The sequence below is a fragment of the Pseudomonas sp. MB-090624 genome, from assembly GCF_003205245.1.
Taxonomy (GTDB): Bacteria; Pseudomonadota; Gammaproteobacteria; order Pseudomonadales; family Pseudomonadaceae; genus Aquipseudomonas; species Aquipseudomonas juntendi.
Window position 1 is genome coordinate 1 of record NZ_QJRK01000018.1, and the last position, 17,277, is coordinate 17,277.

The window sequence follows — 17,277 nt, forward strand, 5'->3', positions numbered from 1 at the left end:
CGAATCCCACAGGAATAATTGGCCCGAAACAAACGTAGGAGCGAGCGCAGCTCGCGATTGCGCCGCGCGGGCGGCGCTCGATCTCACAGGCGCTGCATATCTTCTGACAAACACCTGTCAGCCCTGAGGCGATCCCTGTGGGAGCTGGCTTGCCTGCGATGGGCCGCAAAGCGGCCCCTGCACTACAGGCCGGCCTACGGCGCGGCGTTCTGCGCCGCAGCAGGCAGAGCTGCACGTTTACGCTGCCCCAGCAACGCGCGCGCTGCCAACGCGGCCACCACCAGGCCGGGTGAGGCCGCCAGCAGCAAGCCCCCTACCCCCGCCCCCGCCGCCAGGATTTGCCCGGCAGCCAACGGCCCGGCCATCGAGCCCAGCCGGCCCACGGCCACAGACGCGCCAACGCCTGTGGCGCGCACGTGGGTGGGGTACAGCGTGGGTGCCAAGGCATACAGCACCAGTTGCCCGCCAATGGCGCAATAACCGGCGGTAAAGCCCGCCACCAGCATCAGCGCAAAACTGCTCGACAGCCCCAGCCCAGCCAGCGAGGCCAGCATCCCGGCGTAGGCGATGAACACCGCACGCCCGGCATGCCCGCGGTCCATCATGCGCCCGGTCAGGAACGAGCCTGCTGCGCCGCCAAGGTTGAACAGGATCTGCACCGCACCCGCCTGCGGCCGGCTGTAACCCTGGCCCATCAACAACGACGGCAACCAGTTCAGGAGCATGTACAGCACAGTCAGGGTGAAGAAACACGCCAGCCAGAGCAGCAGCGTGCGGCTGACCTGCCCCGGCCCGAACAGCGGGGTCAGCAACCCCGCATCACCCGCGCTGGCAGCAGGCAGGGCGCGAAACGCCTGGGACTCTTTCAGCCACAGCATCAGCACCAGGGCAATCATGATCGGCGCAATACCGCCCACGTAGAACACCACTCGCCAGTCTTCACCCAACCCGGCCATGCCGATCACCGAAGCGATCGCCCCACCCAGCGGCACGCCGCAGTAGGTCACACTCACCGCCGTACTGCGCAGGTGCTCCGGCGCGGCCTCGCTGGCCAGGGCGATCAGGATCGGCAGCGCTGCACCAAGCCCCAACCCTGTCACCAGCCGTGCGATCAACAGCGTGCTGTAGCTGTCGGCATGCGCAGTGCCAAGCGAAAAACCACCAAACAGCAATACCGCGACGATCAACACCGCTTTTCGGCCCAGCCTGTCGGCCAGCCAGCCGCCAATGAACGCGCCCGGCAACAGCCCAAGCAACCCGGCGCTGAATACCCAGCCGAGCATCGCCGAGGTCAGCGCGAATTCCTTGGCCATGTGCGGTGCGGCGACGCCGGTGGCCTGAAGATCCAGGCCCTCAAGCAACGCCACCAGAAAACACAGGCCGATGGTGAGCACCGGCTTGCTTGCAGCTTTGGATGAATGACTCATGTGTGGCCCCTGTTGTTGTTATGGGTCGTGAAGTCAAAGCCTGAATGTGGCACGCAAGGAAACGATCGAAGAATCATCGCCGCCGGCCTCCTTGATGCCAGCGCCAACGTCGTAGTACTTGAGGTCCAGGTCCAGCGTGAGATTGGGTGTGGCCAGCCAACGGGCGTTGGCCCGGTAGATAGTGCCGACATGGCGCCCGGTTCCCCGGGTGTTGGCCAGCATGCTCATGCCCGGCATGTACACCCCGTCCTCTTCGCGTTGCTTCCACACCGCCAGCACGGCCGGCTCGAAACGCACCGTGCGCGAAGGCGAGAACCCGAACGTGGGCCCGACCACGATCAAGTTGCTCAAGGTGGTCAGGCTGGCTTCGCCATACACGCCGTTGCGCGGGAACAGCGGGTCGAAGGTACCGACCTTGCCATCGCCAGGCTCGCCATCGCCGCTGGCAGCATCGACGCGCAGCCCCAGGCGGGGTTGCCAGGGGTGGGCGAAGGTATAGCCACTGTCACTCGACAGCGCCCAGGCGCGGATCGATGCGCCGCCCAGGTGGCCCCGCTGGCCAGCCAGGTTCCAGCTCCAGTCGAGCGCTTGATAGCGGCCGAACAGGCGAGTGCCGAAGGTGTAGCGCTGCTCCTCGCCGACCTCGCCAGCCAGGCTGCGCGCGTCGGTCTGCAGGCCAAAGCCGAACAGGTCCATGTTCCAGCTGGGGGTCAGCGGCAACGTGCCGTAGAGCCCATAGAACTTCACCGCGTTGTTGCTGCCGTCATCCCAGCTGTCCTCACCGGTTTTCAGTGGCCTGACGGCGAAGGCATCGAGCTTGTAGCCGCGCTTGAGGTTGAGGCTGGCGCGCACGCCATCGAAGCTCAGGCGCAGGTTCGGCGCGTCTCGGTAGGTGACGAAGACCTGATCGCCGTAGGCCATTTCCTGACGACCGACGCGGGTGGTGTACCGGCCTGCGGCAAAGTCATGATTGAAGTCGATGAACGCCTGACGGATTTCGTTGCGGCCTTCGTCGTTGGGCGAATAAAGGTCCTTGCCGAAGGCGCGGGTGTTTTCCACCTGCAAGAACGTGCGCAGCTTGTCATCGAACAGGTGCAGGTCCGCATGCGCCTGCAAGCGTTGCAGCAGGTAGGAGTCGTCTTTCAGGCCCCGCAAACCGAAGAAGGGTTGGTCCAAGGCATCGGCACGGTAGCGGGCCTCCGCGCCGAGCTGCAGCCAGGCGGACTCGGACAACCGGTGGTAGCGCAGCCCATCGAACGGGTCGCTGGCCTTGGCGGGGTCATCGAGGAAGCGGTAGTCCTCGACCCAGCGCGGCGCGCCGGGCCGGCCTGGCCGGCTCTCTTCCAGCGGGTTCGCGGCATACGTGTACTGGCATAGCGAAAGCAGCACAACGGGCACCCATGCCCGGTTCAACGGCTTGGTCATCAGAAGTTTCCTTTACTTGTTTTTATAAAATTGGATAACTCTGTTAACTATTATTTTTGTTAACCATATTGCCGTCAATGGTTAAATGCCGCCGACAAGGGGCCTGGGCGCATAAGCGTTCGCTGATCGAACGCTTATGCGCCAACCGCCTGCGCAAACCCGGCCCCGGCCGCTAATATCGACGCTGCGTGGTGTCTAACCTGCGGGTAAGCACCGCCCTTTACCTACCAAAACAACAAGAGCACCCCAATGAACTGCCTAAAATCCCTTGCTGCGCTCTGCCTGCTGATGCTCGGCACCAGCCAAGCCATGGCCGCCCCTATCGTTAAACAACCAAACATTCTGCTCATCGTGGCTGACGACCTCGGGTTCTCTGACCTGTCAGCACTGGGCAGCGAAATTCAGACCCCCAACCTGGACAGCCTGCTGGCCGACGGCCGCCTGATGCTGGACTTTCATGCCGCGCCCAGTTGCTCCCCGACCCGGGCGATGCTGATGTCCGGCAACGACCCGCACCTGGCCGGGTTGGGCATGATGGCCGAGGCACGCAAGCGCCTGCCGCCTGGCACTGAAGTGCGCCCCGGCTACGAGGGTGTGCTGGCAGGCAATGTCGCCACCCTTGCCGAGCTGCTGCACGATGCCGGCTACCGGACCTTCATTTCCGGCAAATGGCATTTGGGCATGCAGCCTGCGCAACAGCCGCAGAACCGCGGGTTCGACCAGGCCTACGTGCTGCTCGAAGGCGGCGCCGCGCACTTCAAGCAAGCCAACATGGACTTGCTGCCGAACTACAGCGCAACCTTCCTGCACAACGGTGAACCCATCGCGGTGCCCAGCGACTTCTACTCCAGCACCTGGTTCACCGACCGCCTGATCGGCGCCATTGACCAGCCCAACCCTGGCAACAAACCGTTCTTCGCCTTCGCCGCCTATACCGCGCCGCACTGGCCGCTGCAGGCACCGGACCAGTACCTGGCGCAATACCGCGGCCGCTATGACCAGGGCTACGAGGCCATCGCCCAACAGCGCCTGGAGCGCCAGCGCAAGGCCGGCCTGGTGCCGGCAGACTTCCCGCTGGACCCACAACTGGAAGGGGTGCCGAGCTGGGCGTCGCTCAGCGCCGAGCAGCAACGCCAATCGGCGCGCACCATGGAGGTCTACGCCGCCATGGTCAGCGCCCTGGATGCCGAGGTGGGCAGGCTGGTAGCGCACCTGCGCCAGCGGGGCGAACTGGAAAATACGCTGATCCTGTTCATGTCCGACAATGGCCCGGAGAACGCCTCACGGGTGGACCCGACGTGGATCAGCCAGCACTTCGACAACCGCCTGGACAACTACGGCCGACGCGACTCGTTCCTGATGATCGGCTCGGCCTGGGCCCAGGTCAGCGCCTTGCCCAGCCGCCGCTACAAGATGACCACCTACCAGGGCGGCATCCGCGTGCCGGCCTTTGTCTACTACCCGGCCACGATCAAAGCGGGGCGCAGCGAAGCGCTGGCCAGCGTGCGCGACATCATGCCCACCCTGCTGCAACTGGCCGGTGCGCCGATGCCCGGCATCAAGTACCGCGACCGCGATATCGTGCCGCCGCAGGGCAGTTCGGCACTGAACTACCTGCAAGGCGACGACACGCTCATCCATGCCGGTGACGAAGCTCTGGGCTGGGAAATCAACGGCAGTGCTTCGCTGCGCAAAGGCCCGATGAAGCTGCTGTGGGATGCCACCGACGGCAAACCGGCGTGGCACCTGTACGACCTGCGCAAAGACCCAGGTGAGCACCACGACATCGCCGCTGCGCACCCCGAGCAAGTGGCACAGATGCTGCGCGACTGGAAGGCCTACGCCCAGCGCAGCAATATCGTGATCGATGCCGAAGGCCGCCCCGCCAGCCCTGCCAGAGTGGCGAGCCCGGCGGTGGCCAGCAAGCAATGATCGGGCGTGCAGCCGGCTGCGCACTGCTCGCCGCCGGTTTGCTCGCCATTGGCTACAGCGCCTGGCCGCAAGCGGCGGCCCCGGCGCTGCTGTGTGATGGCTATGGCGGTGTACCCACCCCCCGTGAAGGCCCCTGGCGGGACGGCATGGTGCAACTGCCCGGCGGCAAGTTCAGTTTCGGCTCGGACCGCTACTACGACGAGGAGGGCCCCGCCCACCTGGCGCAAGTGTCGGCGTTCTGGATCGATGTACACCCGGTCACCAATGCCCAGTTCGCGCGCTTTGTCGCGGCGACCGGCTACCTCACCCATGCCGAGCGGGGGATCGACAAGGCCGACGACCCCAGCCTGCCCCAGCACCTGCGCGTGCCGGGGGCAATGGTGTTCAAGCAAGGGCCGGATGTGCTGCGCCCGGGTTGGCAGTTCGTGCCCGGGGCAAGCTGGCGCCACCCGCAAGGCCCGGGCAGCGACTTGCAAGGGCTGGATAACCACCCGGTGGTGCAAGTGGCACTGGAGGATGCGCAGGCCTACGCGCGCTGGGCTGGGCGCAAGCTGCCCAGCGAGGCCCAGCTGGAATATGCAATGCGCGGCGGCCTGCAGGATGCCGACTTCAGCTGGGGCATGACCGAACTGCCCAAGGGCAAAGCCATGGCCAATACCTGGCAGGGCCAGTTTCCGTACCACAACGCCGCCACCGACGGTTTCACCGGCACTTCGCCGGTGGGCTGTTTCCCGGCCAACGGCTTTGGCCTGTTCGATGCCGGGGGCAATGTCTGGGAGTTGACCCGCACGGGTTACCGCCCAGGCCATGCGCCGCAGCGCGACGCTGGCCTGGACCCGCCCGGGCCAAGCCTGGACGACAGCCACGACCCCGCCGACCCCGGCGTGAAAGTGGCAGTGATCAAGGGCGGTTCGCACCTGTGTTCGGCAGACCGCTGCCTGCGCTACCGGCCTTCGGCGCGGCAACCTCAGCCGGTGTTCATGGCCACTTCACACGTGGGCTTCAGAACGGTGCGGTAATGCTGGGCAACGGGGCAGCGGCCGCCACCACGGCCGCTACCTGGCGGTCGAAATCGAGCATCAGGTAGTTGCAGAAAAAGCCGATGCTTTCCTGCTTTTGCAGGCGCAGTGGCGCGTCCACCGGCAAGGCCTGCAGGCAACGCTCGGTGCGCGCCCAGGCAAACGCCTGCAACGCCGTGGCACACAGTTGCAGGAAGTCGCCGGCCGCGCGGTACGGGTACTCAGGGTCAGCGGCCGCCTTGGCCATAACCTCGGCAAGTAGCCCTTGCAGCACCGCACATACCTTCTGCAGAACCGCAGCTGCCATGCCGGTGCCGGCTTCTTTACGCAGTTCGCCCAGCAGCAGTGCCATGCCCGCCCCGCCGTCACCCAGCACCTTGCGCAGCAGCAGGTCGTTGGCCTGCACCTCGTTGGTGCCTTCGTAGATCATGGCGATGCGGCTGTCGCGCAGCGTTTGCTCGATACTGAACTCACAGGTGTAGCCATAACCGCCGAACACCTGCAGGGCCTTGCTGGCCAGGGTGAAACCTTGCTCGGTGAAGGCAGCCTTGATGACCGGTGTCAGCAGCGCCGCCAGCGTCGCCGCCTTGGCCCGTTGCCCGGGGTCAGTGGCCGCTGCGGCCACATCCAGCCAGTGCGCCGCCCAGTAGCCCAGTGCGCGCATACCTTCGCTGCGCACCCGCAGCTCAAGCAGCACCCGGCGCATGGCGGGGTGCAAGTGAATGGGGTCGGCTTGGCCCTTGGGCTGCCCGGGCGCATTCATCTGCCTACGCGCCATGGCGTATTCCCGGGCACATTGCCAGGCGGCTTCGGCGTGCGCCAGCCCTTGCAAGCCAACGTGCAGCCGGGCCGAATTCATCATCACGAACATCGCCGCCAGGCCGCCGTGCGCCTGCCCCACCAACCAGCCACTGGCCGCTTCGAAACGCAATGCACAGGTGGCGCTACCGCGGATACCCAGCTTGTGCTCCAGGCCTTCGCACTGCACCGCATTAGGCTGACCGTCTTCCAGCCATTTGGGGACCAGCAGCAGCGACAGACCGCGGCTGCCGGCCGGCGCGCCCGGCAGCCGCGCCAGCACCAGGTGCACGATTTGGCGGGTCAGGTCGTGGTCGCCGCCGGAGATGAACAGCTTGTTGCCCGTGATGGCATAACGGCCGTCGCCCAACGGCTCGGCGCGGCAGCGCAACAGGCCCAGGTCGCTGCCGGCCTGGGGCTCGGTCAGGCACATGGTGGGCAGAATCTCGCCACTGACGATACCGGGCAGGTAGCGTGCCTGCAGTTGTTCGCTGGCATGCACCTGCAGGCATTGATACGCGCCATGGGCGATACCGGTGTACATGGCCCAGGCATGGTTGCTGGCGAAGAGCATTTCCTGCAGCGCAGCGTCGAGCACCAGCGGCAACCCTTGGCCGCCGAACTGCGGGGCACAGGCCAGTGCCGGCCACCCTGCCTCGACATAAGCCCGGTAGGCGGCCGGGAAACCGTGCGGGGTCCGCACCTGCCCCGCCTCCATACGGCAACCCTGGCGATCACCTGTGGCGTTCAGCGGCACCAGCACCTGTTCAGTGAAGCGGGCGGCTTGTTCCAGCACCTGCCACGCCAGGTCCAGGTCCAGGTCGGCATGAGGCGGCATTGCCTGCCAGGCCTCGTCAGCCTGGAGCCAATGTTGCAGCACGAATTGCATGTCCAGCAGGGGGGCCTTCCAGGCCATGGAACACCTCTTGTTCAGGCAGTGAAACGGGGGTTTTCGATGAGCAGCGCCATGCCTTGGCCGCCGCCAATGCACGCAGCAGCCACCCCATAGCGCAGGTTGCCCTGCTGCAGTTGCCGAGCCAGTGTGTGCACCAGCCGCAACCCGGTGGCGGCCAGCGGGTGCCCGAGGGCAATGGCGCCACCGTGAACGTTGAGCTTTGCCACATCGAGCTGTAGCGCCTGGGCCACCGCCACCACCTGCGCGGCTTGCGCTTCGTTGATTTCGAAGCGGTCTACCTGGTCTGCGCGCAAGCCGCTGCGGCGCAGTAGCAGCTCGATGGCCGGCACCGGCCCGATACCCATGGTGTGCGGCGATACGCCCACCGCCGTGGCCATCAACAGTTTCGCCAGGGGCGGTCGCGTGCAACTGGCGTAGGGCGCCACCACTGCCGCCGCCGCCCCATCGGCCACCGCGCAACTGTTGCCTGCGGTTTGTACCCCACCAGGGTGCACGGTACGCAGCCGCGCCAGCGCGGCAGCATCGGTGGGCCGTGGGTGGCTGTCGTGGCTGACTTCGGCGAGCCCGCGTGGCAGTTCGATACCGCGTGGCTGGTAGCCTTCGGCGAAGAAGCTTTCGCTGCTGATGCTGACGATTTCCTCAGCGAACCAACCGGCCTGCTGGGCCTGTAACGCGCGCTGATGGCTGCGCAAGGCCCAGGCATCCACGGTTTCCCGCGCCAGGCCATGCTCACGGGCCAGGTTGTCTGCGGTGCCGATCATGTCCACATCGGCAGCCGGGTCGTACAACGCCTCCCAGAGGAAGTCCTTGAACCCGACCGGCGCCCCCAGGCGGAAGCCGCCCCGGTGTTCATAGGCCGCGATCGGGTTGCGTGACATGGATTCGGCACCTACGCACAACACCTGCGGCGCCCCGCTGCGCAGTTGCTCGGCAGCCTGGCGCAACAGCTCGAGCCCCGTGCCACAGATGCGCTGTACCGCCAAGGCCGGCACAGCCAGCGGCACGCCACAGTAAAGGCCGACATGCCTTGGCAGGAAATAGGCATCGAAGCTGGCCTGGGCCATGCTGCCGGCCAGCACGCTGCCCACGGCCTGCGGATCGGTACCGGCACGCGCCAGCACCGCCCGCCCGGCCTTGATGGCCAGGTCAATGGGTGAAACGGTTGCCAGCGCCCCCCCAAGGTCAACCCAAGGGGTGCGCACCATATCGACGATGGCAACGTCGTCGAACACGGTGCACAGCCCGCCGCTCATGGCCGCGCCTGTGCGTGCAACTGGCCCGGGGCTTCGCGCCGATACAGCGCCTCGACCAGGGCAGCGCGCCGCTGCAACACCGCACGTTGGTTGATCGAGCCCTTGTCGGTGATTTCGCCCGCGTCGATCGAGGGTGGCTCTTCAAGCAAGGCCAACCATTCGATGCGGCTGGCGTTGCCTTGGGCGTCCCGGTTCAGGTGCGTCAGCCAGTTGGCAAACCACTGGCGCACCGCGTCGCTGCCCAGCACCTGGGCGTCGCTGGCCTCTGCCCCAAGCCCCGCCAATTGCCGGCACTCGGGTAGCCGCGGGAACACCAGCATGCCCAGGCACTCGCGGTCGGGCGCCGCGACCACGACGTCCTGCACATAGGGCGAGCCTTCCAGCACCGCACGGTTGCGCAGTGGCCCGACACTGACGAATACACCCGACGACAGCTTGAAGTCCTCGGCGATGCGGCCGTCGAACATCAGGCCCTGCTCCGGCTGTTGCGGATCCGCGAGTTTCAGGGCATCGCCCGAGCAGTAGAAGCCCTCCTCGTCGAACACCTCGGCGGTCTGCTGCGGCGAGCGCCAGTAGCCCGGCATGATATGCGGGCCGCGAAAACGCGCTTCGAGCTTGTCGGCCTGGGGCACCAGCTTCACTTCACAACCCGGTGCCGGCAAGCCGACGTAGCCGGCCATCGACAGCGGCCCGGTGGTAAAGGTGCAGGACGGCGCCGCCTCGGTCATGCCCAGGCCCGCCATCATGCGGATACGCTCGCCGCAGTGCTGCTCGGCGATACGGTCCAGGCGGTCCCAAACGCTTTGCGAAAGCCCCGCTGCGGCAAAGAAGAACAGCTTCATGCGGGCGAAGAACACCTCGCGCAGCTGGGCGTCCTGCTCCAGCGCCTTGGCCAGCTCTTCCCAGCCCCTGGGTACGGTGAGGTAGGCCGTGGGCGAAATCTCGCGCAGGTTGCGCAAGGTTTCCGCGAAGCCTTGCGGAGTCGGCTTGCCGGCGTCCAGATAGAAACTGCCGCCGTTGTACAGGACGATGCCCAGGTTGTGGCTGCCGCCGAAGGTGTGGTTCCAGGGCAGCCAGTCGACCAGCACCGGCGGCTCTTCGGCAAACACCGGGAAGGTCTGCAGCAGCATCTGCTGGTTGGCGCAGAGCATGCGCTGGGTGGTGATCACCGCCTTGGGCAGCTTGGTGGAACCCGAGGTGAACAGGAACTTGGCAATGGTATCGGGCCCGGTGGCGGCGAACGCAGCGTCTGCCGGCGCCAGGTCACAGGGCTGCAGCAGGCTGGCGAAACTGAAATGGCGGCGGCGTGGCGGCTGGCCATGCACGCTGACCACCGGCACCGATTCATCCAGCACGGCATCGAAGGCACGCTGGAACGGCTGGCTGTCGGTGGCGAACACCAGGCCAGGGGTCAGCACCTCGCAAACGTGGCGCAGCTTGGCGAAGTCCTGCGACAGCAGTGCGTAGGCAGGCGACACCGGGCAGTAAGGAATGCCGGCATACATGGCCCCCAGGGCAAGCTGCAGGTGCTCGATGTCATTGCCGGAAAACAGTACCAGCGGCCGTTCGGCGCCAAGGCCGAACCCCAGCAAGTGGGCAGCGATGGTACGTACCTGGTCGAGCATCTGCGCATAGCTGACTTCACGCCAGCCACCGCCAGGCTCGCGCGCGGCGATGAAGGTGGTGTGCGGGCGCACGCGCGCCCAGTGCAGCAGGCGGTCGAGCAGGCGCGCCGGCAAAGGCGCCAACGGCTCCAGCGCCAGCATGCGCAGCACACCGTCGGTTTCACTGACCTGCACTTGTGGGTGCCCAATGGACACCTGCCGGTAGCGCGGCGGTTGGCCAGGGTCGCATGACCGCAGGCGGGGTTGGGTATTCACGCAGGTTGCTCCTTGTTCTTGTTGTACAGGCTGCCGCCGCCGGGCATTGCCCGGGGCGGCCCGTTGCGTGTTGCTCAGATGGGGTAATGCCGGGGGCCCTGTTGCAGGGTGACCCAGCGCAACTGGGTGAACTGGTCGATGGCCGTGCGGCTGCCGAAGCTGCCATAGCCGCTGGCCTTCACCCCGCCGAAGGGCATTTGCGCTTCATCGTGCACGGTCGGCCCGTTGATGTGGCAGATACCCGATTCCACGCGCTGGGCCAGGGCCAGCGCCCGGCTGGTGTCCCGGCTGAAAATGGCTGAAGACAGGCCAAACTCCGAATCGTTGGCCAGTTGCAGCAAGGCCTCGTCACCTTCGGCGCGCAGCACTACAGCCACCGGCCCGAACGACTCTTCGCGGTACAGGCGCATGCTGCTGTCGACATGGTCGAGCAAGGTCGGCTGCAGGATGCTGCCGTCCAGCTGGCCGCCGCAGACCAGGCGAGCGCCCTTGGCCACGGCATCGTCGATCAGCGCCTTGATGCGTTCGCCCGCCGCACTGCTGACCAGCGAACCGAGCACCGAGTCGCTGGCCCTGGGGTCGCCGGCACGAAGCCCGCTGACCTTGACTGCCAACTTGTCGACAAAGGTATCGGCGATGCGGCTATCGGCCAGCAAGCGCTCGGTGGACATGCAGATCTGGCCCTGGTTGAAGTAGGCGCCAAAGGCCGCCGCTTCGACCGCGGCGTCCAGGTCGGCGTCGTGCAGCACCAGCAATGGCGCCTTGCCGCCCAACTCCAGCAAGGCCGGTTTCAGGTGGCGTGCGGCCAACTCGCCGACGATGCGCCCCACCTGGGTGGAGCCGGTAAAATTCACCCGCCGCACAGCGGGGTTGGCAATCAGGCGTTCGACCACCGCTGGCGCATCCTCCGGGGCGTTGCTGATGACGTTGACCACGCCGTCGCCCAGCCCCGCATCCTGAAGCACCTGGCCGATCAACCGGTGCACGGCCGGGCTCTGCTCCGACGCCTTCAGCACCACGGTATTGCCGCACGCCAGGGGCATGGCGATGGCGCGCGTGGCCAGAATGACCGGGGCATTCCAGGGCGCGATACCCAGCACCACCCCGCACGGTGCGCGCAAGGCCATGGCGAAACTGCCAGGCACATCGGAAGGGATCACCTCGCCGGTGACCTGCGTGGTCATGGCGGCGGCTTCACGCAGCATGTTGGCCGCCAGCTTCACATTGAAGGCGTACCAGTTGGCCATCGCCCCGGTTTCACCGGCCGCAGCGATGAACTCGCCGGCGCGCGCCTGCAGCAGGTCTGCGCCGGCCAGCAGGCGGCCACGTCGCTCACTGGGCGCCAGTGCTGCCCACGCCGGGAATGCCGCGCTGGCGGCTGCCACGGCAGCATCGGCATCGGCCAGCGAAGCCGCGGCCACCTGCGATACCACTTCACCACTGACCGGGTTGCGTCGCTCGAAGGTTCGTCCATCGCTGGCGGGGCACGACCGCCCGCCAATCAGCAAAGGCACCTGCAACATGCTCATTCCTCTTGTTGTATTCATGGGCACTATTCGCGGGCTGCCGCCAGGGGCGGCGCGGCCCGCTGGCACTCAACGCTTGTAAGCCTGCAGGCCTGGCTTGATGCTCTTGTCGTCGAGGAACTGCTTCATGCCCTGCTCGCGCCCCCCTTCGGTGTCCAGCAGGCGGGACTGGTCGAGCTTGGCGTACAGGTAGTCTTCGTTCTGCTCCCAGGTCAGTTCGCGGCAACGCTTGAAGCCGTTCTTGGCGGCACGCAGCACCACCGGGTTTTTCTCCAGCAGGTTCAGCGCCAGGTCGCGGGTGGTTTCGCGCAGTTGCGCCAACGGCACGCTTTCGTTCACCAGGCCCATTTCGGCCGCCTTTGCCCCACCGAAGGTCTTGCCGGTCATGATGTAGTACAGCGACTGACGGTGGCCCACGGTGTCGGCCATGGCCTTGCTGACCAGGTTGCCGGGTGGGATGCCCCAGTTGATTTCCGACAGGCCGAACGTGGCTTCGTCGGCACAGATGGCCAGGTCGCAGGCCACCAGCGGGCTGAAACCGCCGCCGAAACACCAGCCGTTGACCATGGCGATGGTCGGTTTGGCGTACATGCGCAGCAGCTTCCACTGCCACTGCGATGCATCGCGGCGGATTTTTTCCTGAAGGATTTCCGGCCCGGCGTCTACCTCGCGGAAGTACTCCTTGAGGTCCATGCCGGCCGTCCACGACTCCCCGGCACCGGTCAGGACCAGTACGCCAGCCTCGGCGTCCTGCTCCAGGGTTTCCAGCACGTCGATCATTTCCCGGTTCAGGGTGGGGCTCATGGCGTTGCGTTTTTCTGGCCGATTGAGGGTGACCCAGGCAATGCCCGACTCCAGCTCGACTTTCACGGTAGCCCAACGGCCTGCGTATTTGCTCATGGTTCTGCACTCTTGTTGTTCGGGGTGATGCCTTCAAGCTAAGGGAGCAAATTAGTTATGTCAATTAACTATTATGAAAATTATCCTTTGCAGCACCTCAGCCCCCGTTCTTTTTCACCAGCCCTCCTCTAGCCGGATCCTGCCAAGGCAGGCAAACTAGGTAACTTTATTACCCATGCCCCAGGAGCCATTCACCCGATGGGAAGGTCTGCCCGCACCACCGATACCGCTGCCACCGCCGTTTCCGGGGCGGATGTCGTGCTTGAAGACTTGATCGGTTATGCCCTTCGCCGTGCCCAGTTGAAGTTGTTTCAGAACTTTATCGGCCGGCTGGCTGCCCATGATCTGCGCCCGGCGCAATTTTCGGCACTGGCGGTGATCGAGCAGAACCCAGGGCTGATGCAGGCGGACCTGGCCCGCTCGCTGGCCATCGAGCCACCCCAGGTGGTACCGCTGTTGAACAAGCTGGAAGAACGCGCCCTGGCCGTACGGGTGCGCTGCAAACCGGACAAGCGCTCGTACGGGATTTTTCTCAGCAAGGCCGGTGAAGTACTGCTCAAGGAGTTGAAGCAGATCGCCAGCGACAGCGACCGGGAAGCGACCGCGGCATTGAATGACGAGGAGCGCGAGCAATTACTGCGCTTGTTGACCAAGATCTACCAGGCGTAAAACCTGTGAACCGCGCTATCGCGGTGCTGCTGCCGGTAGCGCATGATCTGCAATGACCCGGTGTACTCATTGGGAGTACCCCGCAGTGCCGAGGGCGCCCCATGCACCTGATCCCTGGATTGACCGGGCAAGCCAATGCCCTGATAGGCGGCGCCAGCCAAGGCATCGGCCTGGCACTGTGCCAGGCCTTGCTGGCCCGCGACGATATCGACCTGGTGTGGGCGGTATCGCGCAGCGCCAGCCGTAGCAGCGCATTGCTTGCGCTGACGGCCGTACACGGCCAACGCCTGAGGCTGGTGGATTGCGATGCACGCGACGAGGCGGCCCTTGCTGCGCTGGCCTGCACGATCAGCGCTGGCTGCAAGCACCTGCACCTGGTGGTGAGCACGCTGGGCATTCTGCACCAGCAAGGCGCCAGGGCGGAAAAATCCCTGGCCCAGCTGGACCTGGCCGGGTTGCAGGCCAGCTTCGTGACCAATGCCTTCGCCCCTATTCTGCTGCTCAAGCACCTGCTACCCCTGCTGCGCCAGCAGCCGGCCACCTTTGCCGCACTGTCGGCGCGGGTGGGCTCGATCGGCGACAACCGCCTGGGCGGCTGGTACAGCTACCGCGCGAGCAAGGCGGCGCTGAACCAGCTGTTGCACACGGCAAGTATCGAGCTGCAACGCCTGAACCCGGCGGCTACGGTATTGGCGCTGCACCCCGGCACCACCGATACCGCGCTGTCGCGGCCGTTCCAAAGCAATGTGCCGCCGGGCAAGTTGTTCGAGCCGGCGTTTGCCGCCCAGTGCGTGATCGACCTGGTAGGCCGGACAGGCCCAGCCGACAGTGGCAGCTTCTGGGGGTGGGACGGCCAGCGGATCCCGTGGTGAGCCGCTTCGCGCCGCAGGCCCGGCCCGCGCGGCATGACCTTGCAGGCACGCCACAGCCTTGACCCCGGCCCTTGCGCCGCCGCATGCTCGCAGGCTTGCCCCCACGCACAAGGAACGATTGCATGCTGCTGCAGCCTCTGGCCACCCACACCGAGCTGGGCCTGGGCCCATTCGCGCAATGACGCTGTTGTACCTGAAGCTAATCGTCACCCCTTTGCTGATGTGGGCCATTTCCCTGGCGTCGCGCCGATGGGGCGGCCTGCTGGGCGGGCTGTTGTCCGGCATGCCCATTACCTCGGCACTGGTCATGACCTTCCTGTGCCTGGAACAGGGCAGCACCTTTGCTGTAGCTGCAGTGCCTGGCGCACTGGGCGGCCTGGTGGCGGTGCAGGCGACGTACTGCTGCTTCATGTGGAGCACCCGCCGGGCAGCGCTGGTACCCGCCGTGCTGCTGGCGTTGCTGGCCTACGGCCTGGTGGCTTACGCATTTACCCACTGGGGCAACCTGCACCTGTCGGTGGCCGTAGCGCTGGTTCTGATCGGGGTGCTGATATGCGCCAGTGGCCGCGAGCCCAGCCCGGACATGCTGGCCCGCCCCAAGCACCGATACTGGGAAATACCGCTGCGCATGGTGGCGGCGACCAGCCTGCTGATGCTGACCACAAGCCTGGCCGACTGGCTGGGCCCGGCAACCAGCGGCATGCTGGCACCGATACCGGTAATCGCATGGCCGCTGGTCGTGTTTGCCTACGTACAGAATGGCCGGCCCGGGATGGCCGCGATGGTGCGGGGCAATGCGATTGGCGCGGTGGGGGTGATCGCGTTCTACCTGGTATTGGCAGCACTGCTGCAAGCCTGGGGCGCCGCGGCTGCCATCGGCGCGGCAATCGCCAGTGCCGTGGTGCTGACCCTAGGGCTGGCCGCCGCATTACGGCGGCGCTGACGTTAAGCCTGCCACGCCAAGGGGTGGCGGGCTCACCCGTTGGCCTTCGTCACGCCACGTCGATTTGGGTCAGCCCCATTACCTTGGCCTGCGCCAGGACTTCGTCCGGGCTGGCATCGGCCGGCGGCATCAGCAAACTGTTCTCGCCGTCGCCGAAGTGCAGCACCATCAGGTGTAGCGCTGCCTGGTGCAGGGCAAGCTCGGGCTGTTCGAGTTCGAAGGTGTGTGTGCAAGGCTGGCCATTGAGTTGATAGCGGACCGTGTAGGCGTGCATAAGAACCTCTTGATTGAACAAGGACTCAATACCTGACCGGTCGGGCAGAAATAAATTCAGGTAAATAGCGGCCGCCTGGCCCATTGGGCCAAACGACCACCAGGTTGGCACTGCCCTGCGATTACTCGGCGCCCGGCGGAATGCCGTCCTTGTTCTTGTCTTTCAACCGGGCCTTCTCCTCTTCCGTGGAATGGGCTGGCACTTGGGTTTGCTGGTCTTTCTGCTGCTCGGCCATGGGCGTGTCCTCTTCGATGGTGGCTGAACGATTACCTGCACTCGTCACGGTTGCTGGCGCTGCATCGTTTTGCGGTGCAAGGCGATGAATGGCGCCTCGGCAGGGTCGATGCGGTCCATTTCGGCCGCGATCCGGTGCCAGTAGGGATACTGGGGCGCGATCCGCGTGACCTGTTCCATCTGTTCCAGGTCTTCTGGCAAGAGCACCAGCTCGGTCGCCTGCAAATTGTCATGCAGTTGCTCGAAGCTGCGCCCCGCCGTGATCACGCTGGTGATGCCTGGGCGGTCCTTGAGCCAGGCCAGGCATACCCGTGCCGGCGAGCAGCCATGGCGCTGGCCGATGGTGATCAAGGCTTCGATGATGTCATAGGCCCGCTCGCGATCATGCACGTAGGGTTCTGGCCAGTCATTGCCCTGGCGGGTGCCCTTGGGGGCCTGCTGCCCGCGCCGCACCTTGCCGGTCAGCAACCCCTCGCCCAAGGGCCCCCACACCAAGGTTGCAACCCCTTGGTCGATGGCCATGGGCAGCAATTCGTACTCGGCTTCGCGCGCCTCCGGGGTGTAGTAGATTTGCTGCGATACCGGCTGCTGCCAGCCATTCACGCGCGCGCTGCCGAGGGTTTTCATCATTTGCCAGGCAGTGTAGTTGGACGTGCCGAAGTAGCGGATCTTCCCGCTCTGCACCAGGTGGTCCAAGGCCGCCAGGGTTTCCTCCACCGGCGTCACGCCATCCCAGTTGTGTACCTGGTACAGGTCGATATGGTCGGTACCCAGGCGCTTGAGGCTGGCCTCGCAGGCGCGAATCAAGTGGTAACGCGACGCCCCGCTGTCGTTGGGGTTGTCGCCCATCGGGCTGCGCGCCTTGGTCGCGAGGATGATCGACTGGCGCCGCTGTGCCAGCGCCTGGCCAACGATTTCTTCGGCAAGGCCGTGCGAGTACAAGTCGGCCGTGTCCACCAGATTGACGCCAGCATCGAAGGCCATGTCGAACATGCGCCGTGCCTGGTCGACATCCACGCTACCGGTTTTTTCGAATGCGCCACGGCCGCCGAACGGGACTGTGCCAACCACCAGTTCCGAAACCAGCAGGCCAGTGTTGCCGAGTGCGCGGTATTTCATGGGCTACCTCCATTGCATAAGACATGCAATACCGACGGCCCATGGTGCTGAAACGTTCAATCAGGTTGGCCGAACCCGGCTGGGGCAAGC

The 17,277-nt window shown here is 65.5% G+C and carries 14 protein-coding genes; 5 read left to right on the forward strand and 9 right to left on the reverse strand.

Annotation, left to right across the window (positions count from 1 at the left end):
• Positions 1 to 194: 194 nt before the first annotated feature.
• A complete protein-coding gene (gene mhpT, locus DMX12_RS11690) occupies positions 195 to 1,427 on the reverse strand; it encodes a 3-(3-hydroxy-phenyl)propionate transporter MhpT (protein ID WP_110677672.1) in 1,233 nt (410 codons plus the stop codon).
• A gap of 33 nt (positions 1,428 to 1,460) precedes the next feature.
• Positions 1,461 to 2,852: an alginate export family protein gene (locus tag DMX12_RS11695; protein WP_110677674.1), complete on the reverse strand. Its 1,392-nt coding sequence runs from the start codon at positions 2,850 to 2,852 to the stop codon at positions 1,461 to 1,463.
• A 249-nt stretch (positions 2,853 to 3,101) separates the two neighbouring features.
• Between DMX12_RS11695 and DMX12_RS11700 the strand changes: the two genes are divergently transcribed.
• Together DMX12_RS11700 and DMX12_RS11705 are read left to right on the forward strand one after the other, a co-directional pair.
• On the forward strand, positions 3,102 to 4,784 hold the full coding sequence (locus tag DMX12_RS11700; RefSeq protein WP_110677676.1) for an arylsulfatase: 1,683 nt from the start codon (positions 3,102 to 3,104) through the stop codon (positions 4,782 to 4,784).
• Positions 4,781 to 5,803: a formylglycine-generating enzyme family protein gene (locus DMX12_RS11705; RefSeq protein WP_110677678.1), complete on the forward strand. Its 1,023-nt coding sequence runs from the start codon at positions 4,781 to 4,783 to the stop codon at positions 5,801 to 5,803. The genes DMX12_RS11700 and DMX12_RS11705 overlap by 4 nt, the downstream gene beginning before the upstream one ends.
• Here the strand turns inward: DMX12_RS11705 and DMX12_RS11710 are convergent.
• The 5 genes from DMX12_RS11710 to DMX12_RS11730 all read right to left on the reverse strand — a co-directional run bounded on the left by DMX12_RS11710 (position 5,787) and on the right by DMX12_RS11730 (position 13,076).
• On the reverse strand, positions 5,787 to 7,517 hold the full coding sequence (locus DMX12_RS11710) for an acyl-CoA dehydrogenase family protein (RefSeq protein WP_110677680.1): 1,731 nt from the start codon (positions 7,515 to 7,517) through the stop codon (positions 5,787 to 5,789). The genes DMX12_RS11705 and DMX12_RS11710 overlap by 17 nt on opposite strands.
• Before the next feature lie 14 nt (positions 7,518 to 7,531).
• The gene (locus tag DMX12_RS11715; RefSeq protein WP_110677682.1) at positions 7,532 to 8,770 is read right to left on the reverse strand and encodes a thiolase family protein; all 1,239 of its coding nucleotides are present in this window, start codon (positions 8,768 to 8,770) and stop codon (positions 7,532 to 7,534) included.
• Positions 8,767 to 10,650, reverse strand: a complete 1,884-nt coding sequence (locus DMX12_RS11720; RefSeq protein WP_110677683.1) for a feruloyl-CoA synthase — start codon at positions 10,648 to 10,650, stop codon at positions 8,767 to 8,769. The genes DMX12_RS11715 and DMX12_RS11720 overlap by 4 nt, the downstream gene beginning before the upstream one ends.
• A 74-nt stretch (positions 10,651 to 10,724) precedes the next feature.
• On the reverse strand, positions 10,725 to 12,173 hold the full coding sequence (locus DMX12_RS11725; protein ID WP_110677685.1) for an aldehyde dehydrogenase: 1,449 nt from the start codon (positions 12,171 to 12,173) through the stop codon (positions 10,725 to 10,727).
• 72 nt (positions 12,174 to 12,245) lie between these two features.
• The gene (locus DMX12_RS11730; RefSeq protein ID WP_110677687.1) at positions 12,246 to 13,076 is read right to left on the reverse strand and encodes a p-hydroxycinnamoyl CoA hydratase/lyase; all 831 of its coding nucleotides are present in this window, start codon (positions 13,074 to 13,076) and stop codon (positions 12,246 to 12,248) included.
• Positions 13,077 to 13,274: 198 nt separating this feature from the next.
• Here DMX12_RS11730 and DMX12_RS11735 point away from each other — a divergent pair, with 198 nt between their 5' ends.
• From DMX12_RS11735 to DMX12_RS11745, 3 genes are all read left to right on the forward strand, one after another.
• Positions 13,275 to 13,745, forward strand: coding sequence for a MarR family winged helix-turn-helix transcriptional regulator (locus tag DMX12_RS11735; protein WP_009685853.1), 471 nt, complete (start codon positions 13,275 to 13,277; stop codon positions 13,743 to 13,745).
• 101 nt (positions 13,746 to 13,846) lie between these two features.
• Positions 13,847 to 14,617, forward strand: coding sequence for an SDR family NAD(P)-dependent oxidoreductase (locus DMX12_RS11740; RefSeq protein ID WP_110677689.1), 771 nt, complete (start codon positions 13,847 to 13,849; stop codon positions 14,615 to 14,617).
• Positions 14,618 to 14,795: 178 nt separating this feature from the next.
• Positions 14,796 to 15,560, forward strand: coding sequence for a hypothetical protein (locus DMX12_RS11745; RefSeq protein WP_110677691.1), 765 nt, complete (start codon positions 14,796 to 14,798; stop codon positions 15,558 to 15,560).
• Between the two features lie 49 nt (positions 15,561 to 15,609).
• Here DMX12_RS11745 and DMX12_RS11750 read toward each other — a convergent pair whose 3' ends face one another.
• Both DMX12_RS11750 and DMX12_RS11755 read right to left on the reverse strand, forming a co-directional pair.
• Positions 15,610 to 15,834 (reverse strand): hypothetical protein, encoded by a 225-nt coding sequence (locus tag DMX12_RS11750; protein ID WP_110677693.1) that lies wholly within the window; start codon positions 15,832 to 15,834, stop codon positions 15,610 to 15,612.
• A 279-nt stretch (positions 15,835 to 16,113) separates the two neighbouring features.
• Positions 16,114 to 17,187, reverse strand: coding sequence for an aldo/keto reductase (locus DMX12_RS11755; protein WP_110677695.1), 1,074 nt, complete (start codon positions 17,185 to 17,187; stop codon positions 16,114 to 16,116).
• Between the last annotated feature and the right edge of the window lie 90 nt (positions 17,188 to 17,277).

Excerpts from the sequence above, each read along its gene's own strand:
- DMX12_RS11700 (WP_110677676.1), top strand. The coding sequence starts at position 3,102 with ATGAACTGCCTAAAATCCCTTGCTGCGCTCTGCCTGCTGATGCTCGGC.
- DMX12_RS11705 (WP_110677678.1), top strand. The coding sequence starts at position 4,781 with ATGATCGGGCGTGCAGCCGGCTGCGCACTGCTCGCCGCCGGTTTGCTC.
- DMX12_RS11735 (WP_009685853.1), top strand. The coding sequence starts at position 13,275 with ATGGGAAGGTCTGCCCGCACCACCGATACCGCTGCCACCGCCGTTTCC.
- DMX12_RS11755 (WP_110677695.1), bottom strand. The coding sequence starts at position 17,187 with ATGAAATACCGCGCACTCGGCAACACTGGCCTGCTGGTTTCGGAACTG.
- DMX12_RS11715 (WP_110677682.1), bottom strand. The coding sequence starts at position 8,770 with ATGAGCGGCGGGCTGTGCACCGTGTTCGACGACGTTGCCATCGTCGAT.
- DMX12_RS11695 (WP_110677674.1), bottom strand. The coding sequence starts at position 2,852 with ATGACCAAGCCGTTGAACCGGGCATGGGTGCCCGTTGTGCTGCTTTCG.
- DMX12_RS11730 (WP_110677687.1), bottom strand. The coding sequence starts at position 13,076 with ATGAGCAAATACGCAGGCCGTTGGGCTACCGTGAAAGTCGAGCTGGAG.
- mhpT (WP_110677672.1), bottom strand. The coding sequence starts at position 1,427 with ATGAGTCATTCATCCAAAGCTGCAAGCAAGCCGGTGCTCACCATCGGC.
- DMX12_RS11725 (WP_110677685.1), bottom strand. The coding sequence starts at position 12,173 with ATGTTGCAGGTGCCTTTGCTGATTGGCGGGCGGTCGTGCCCCGCCAGC.
- DMX12_RS11750 (WP_110677693.1), bottom strand. The coding sequence starts at position 15,834 with ATGCACGCCTACACGGTCCGCTATCAACTCAATGGCCAGCCTTGCACA.
- DMX12_RS11745 (WP_110677691.1), top strand. The coding sequence starts at position 14,796 with ATGACGCTGTTGTACCTGAAGCTAATCGTCACCCCTTTGCTGATGTGG.
- DMX12_RS11740 (WP_110677689.1), top strand. The coding sequence starts at position 13,847 with ATGCACCTGATCCCTGGATTGACCGGGCAAGCCAATGCCCTGATAGGC.
- DMX12_RS11710 (WP_110677680.1), bottom strand. The coding sequence starts at position 7,517 with ATGGCCTGGAAGGCCCCCCTGCTGGACATGCAATTCGTGCTGCAACAT.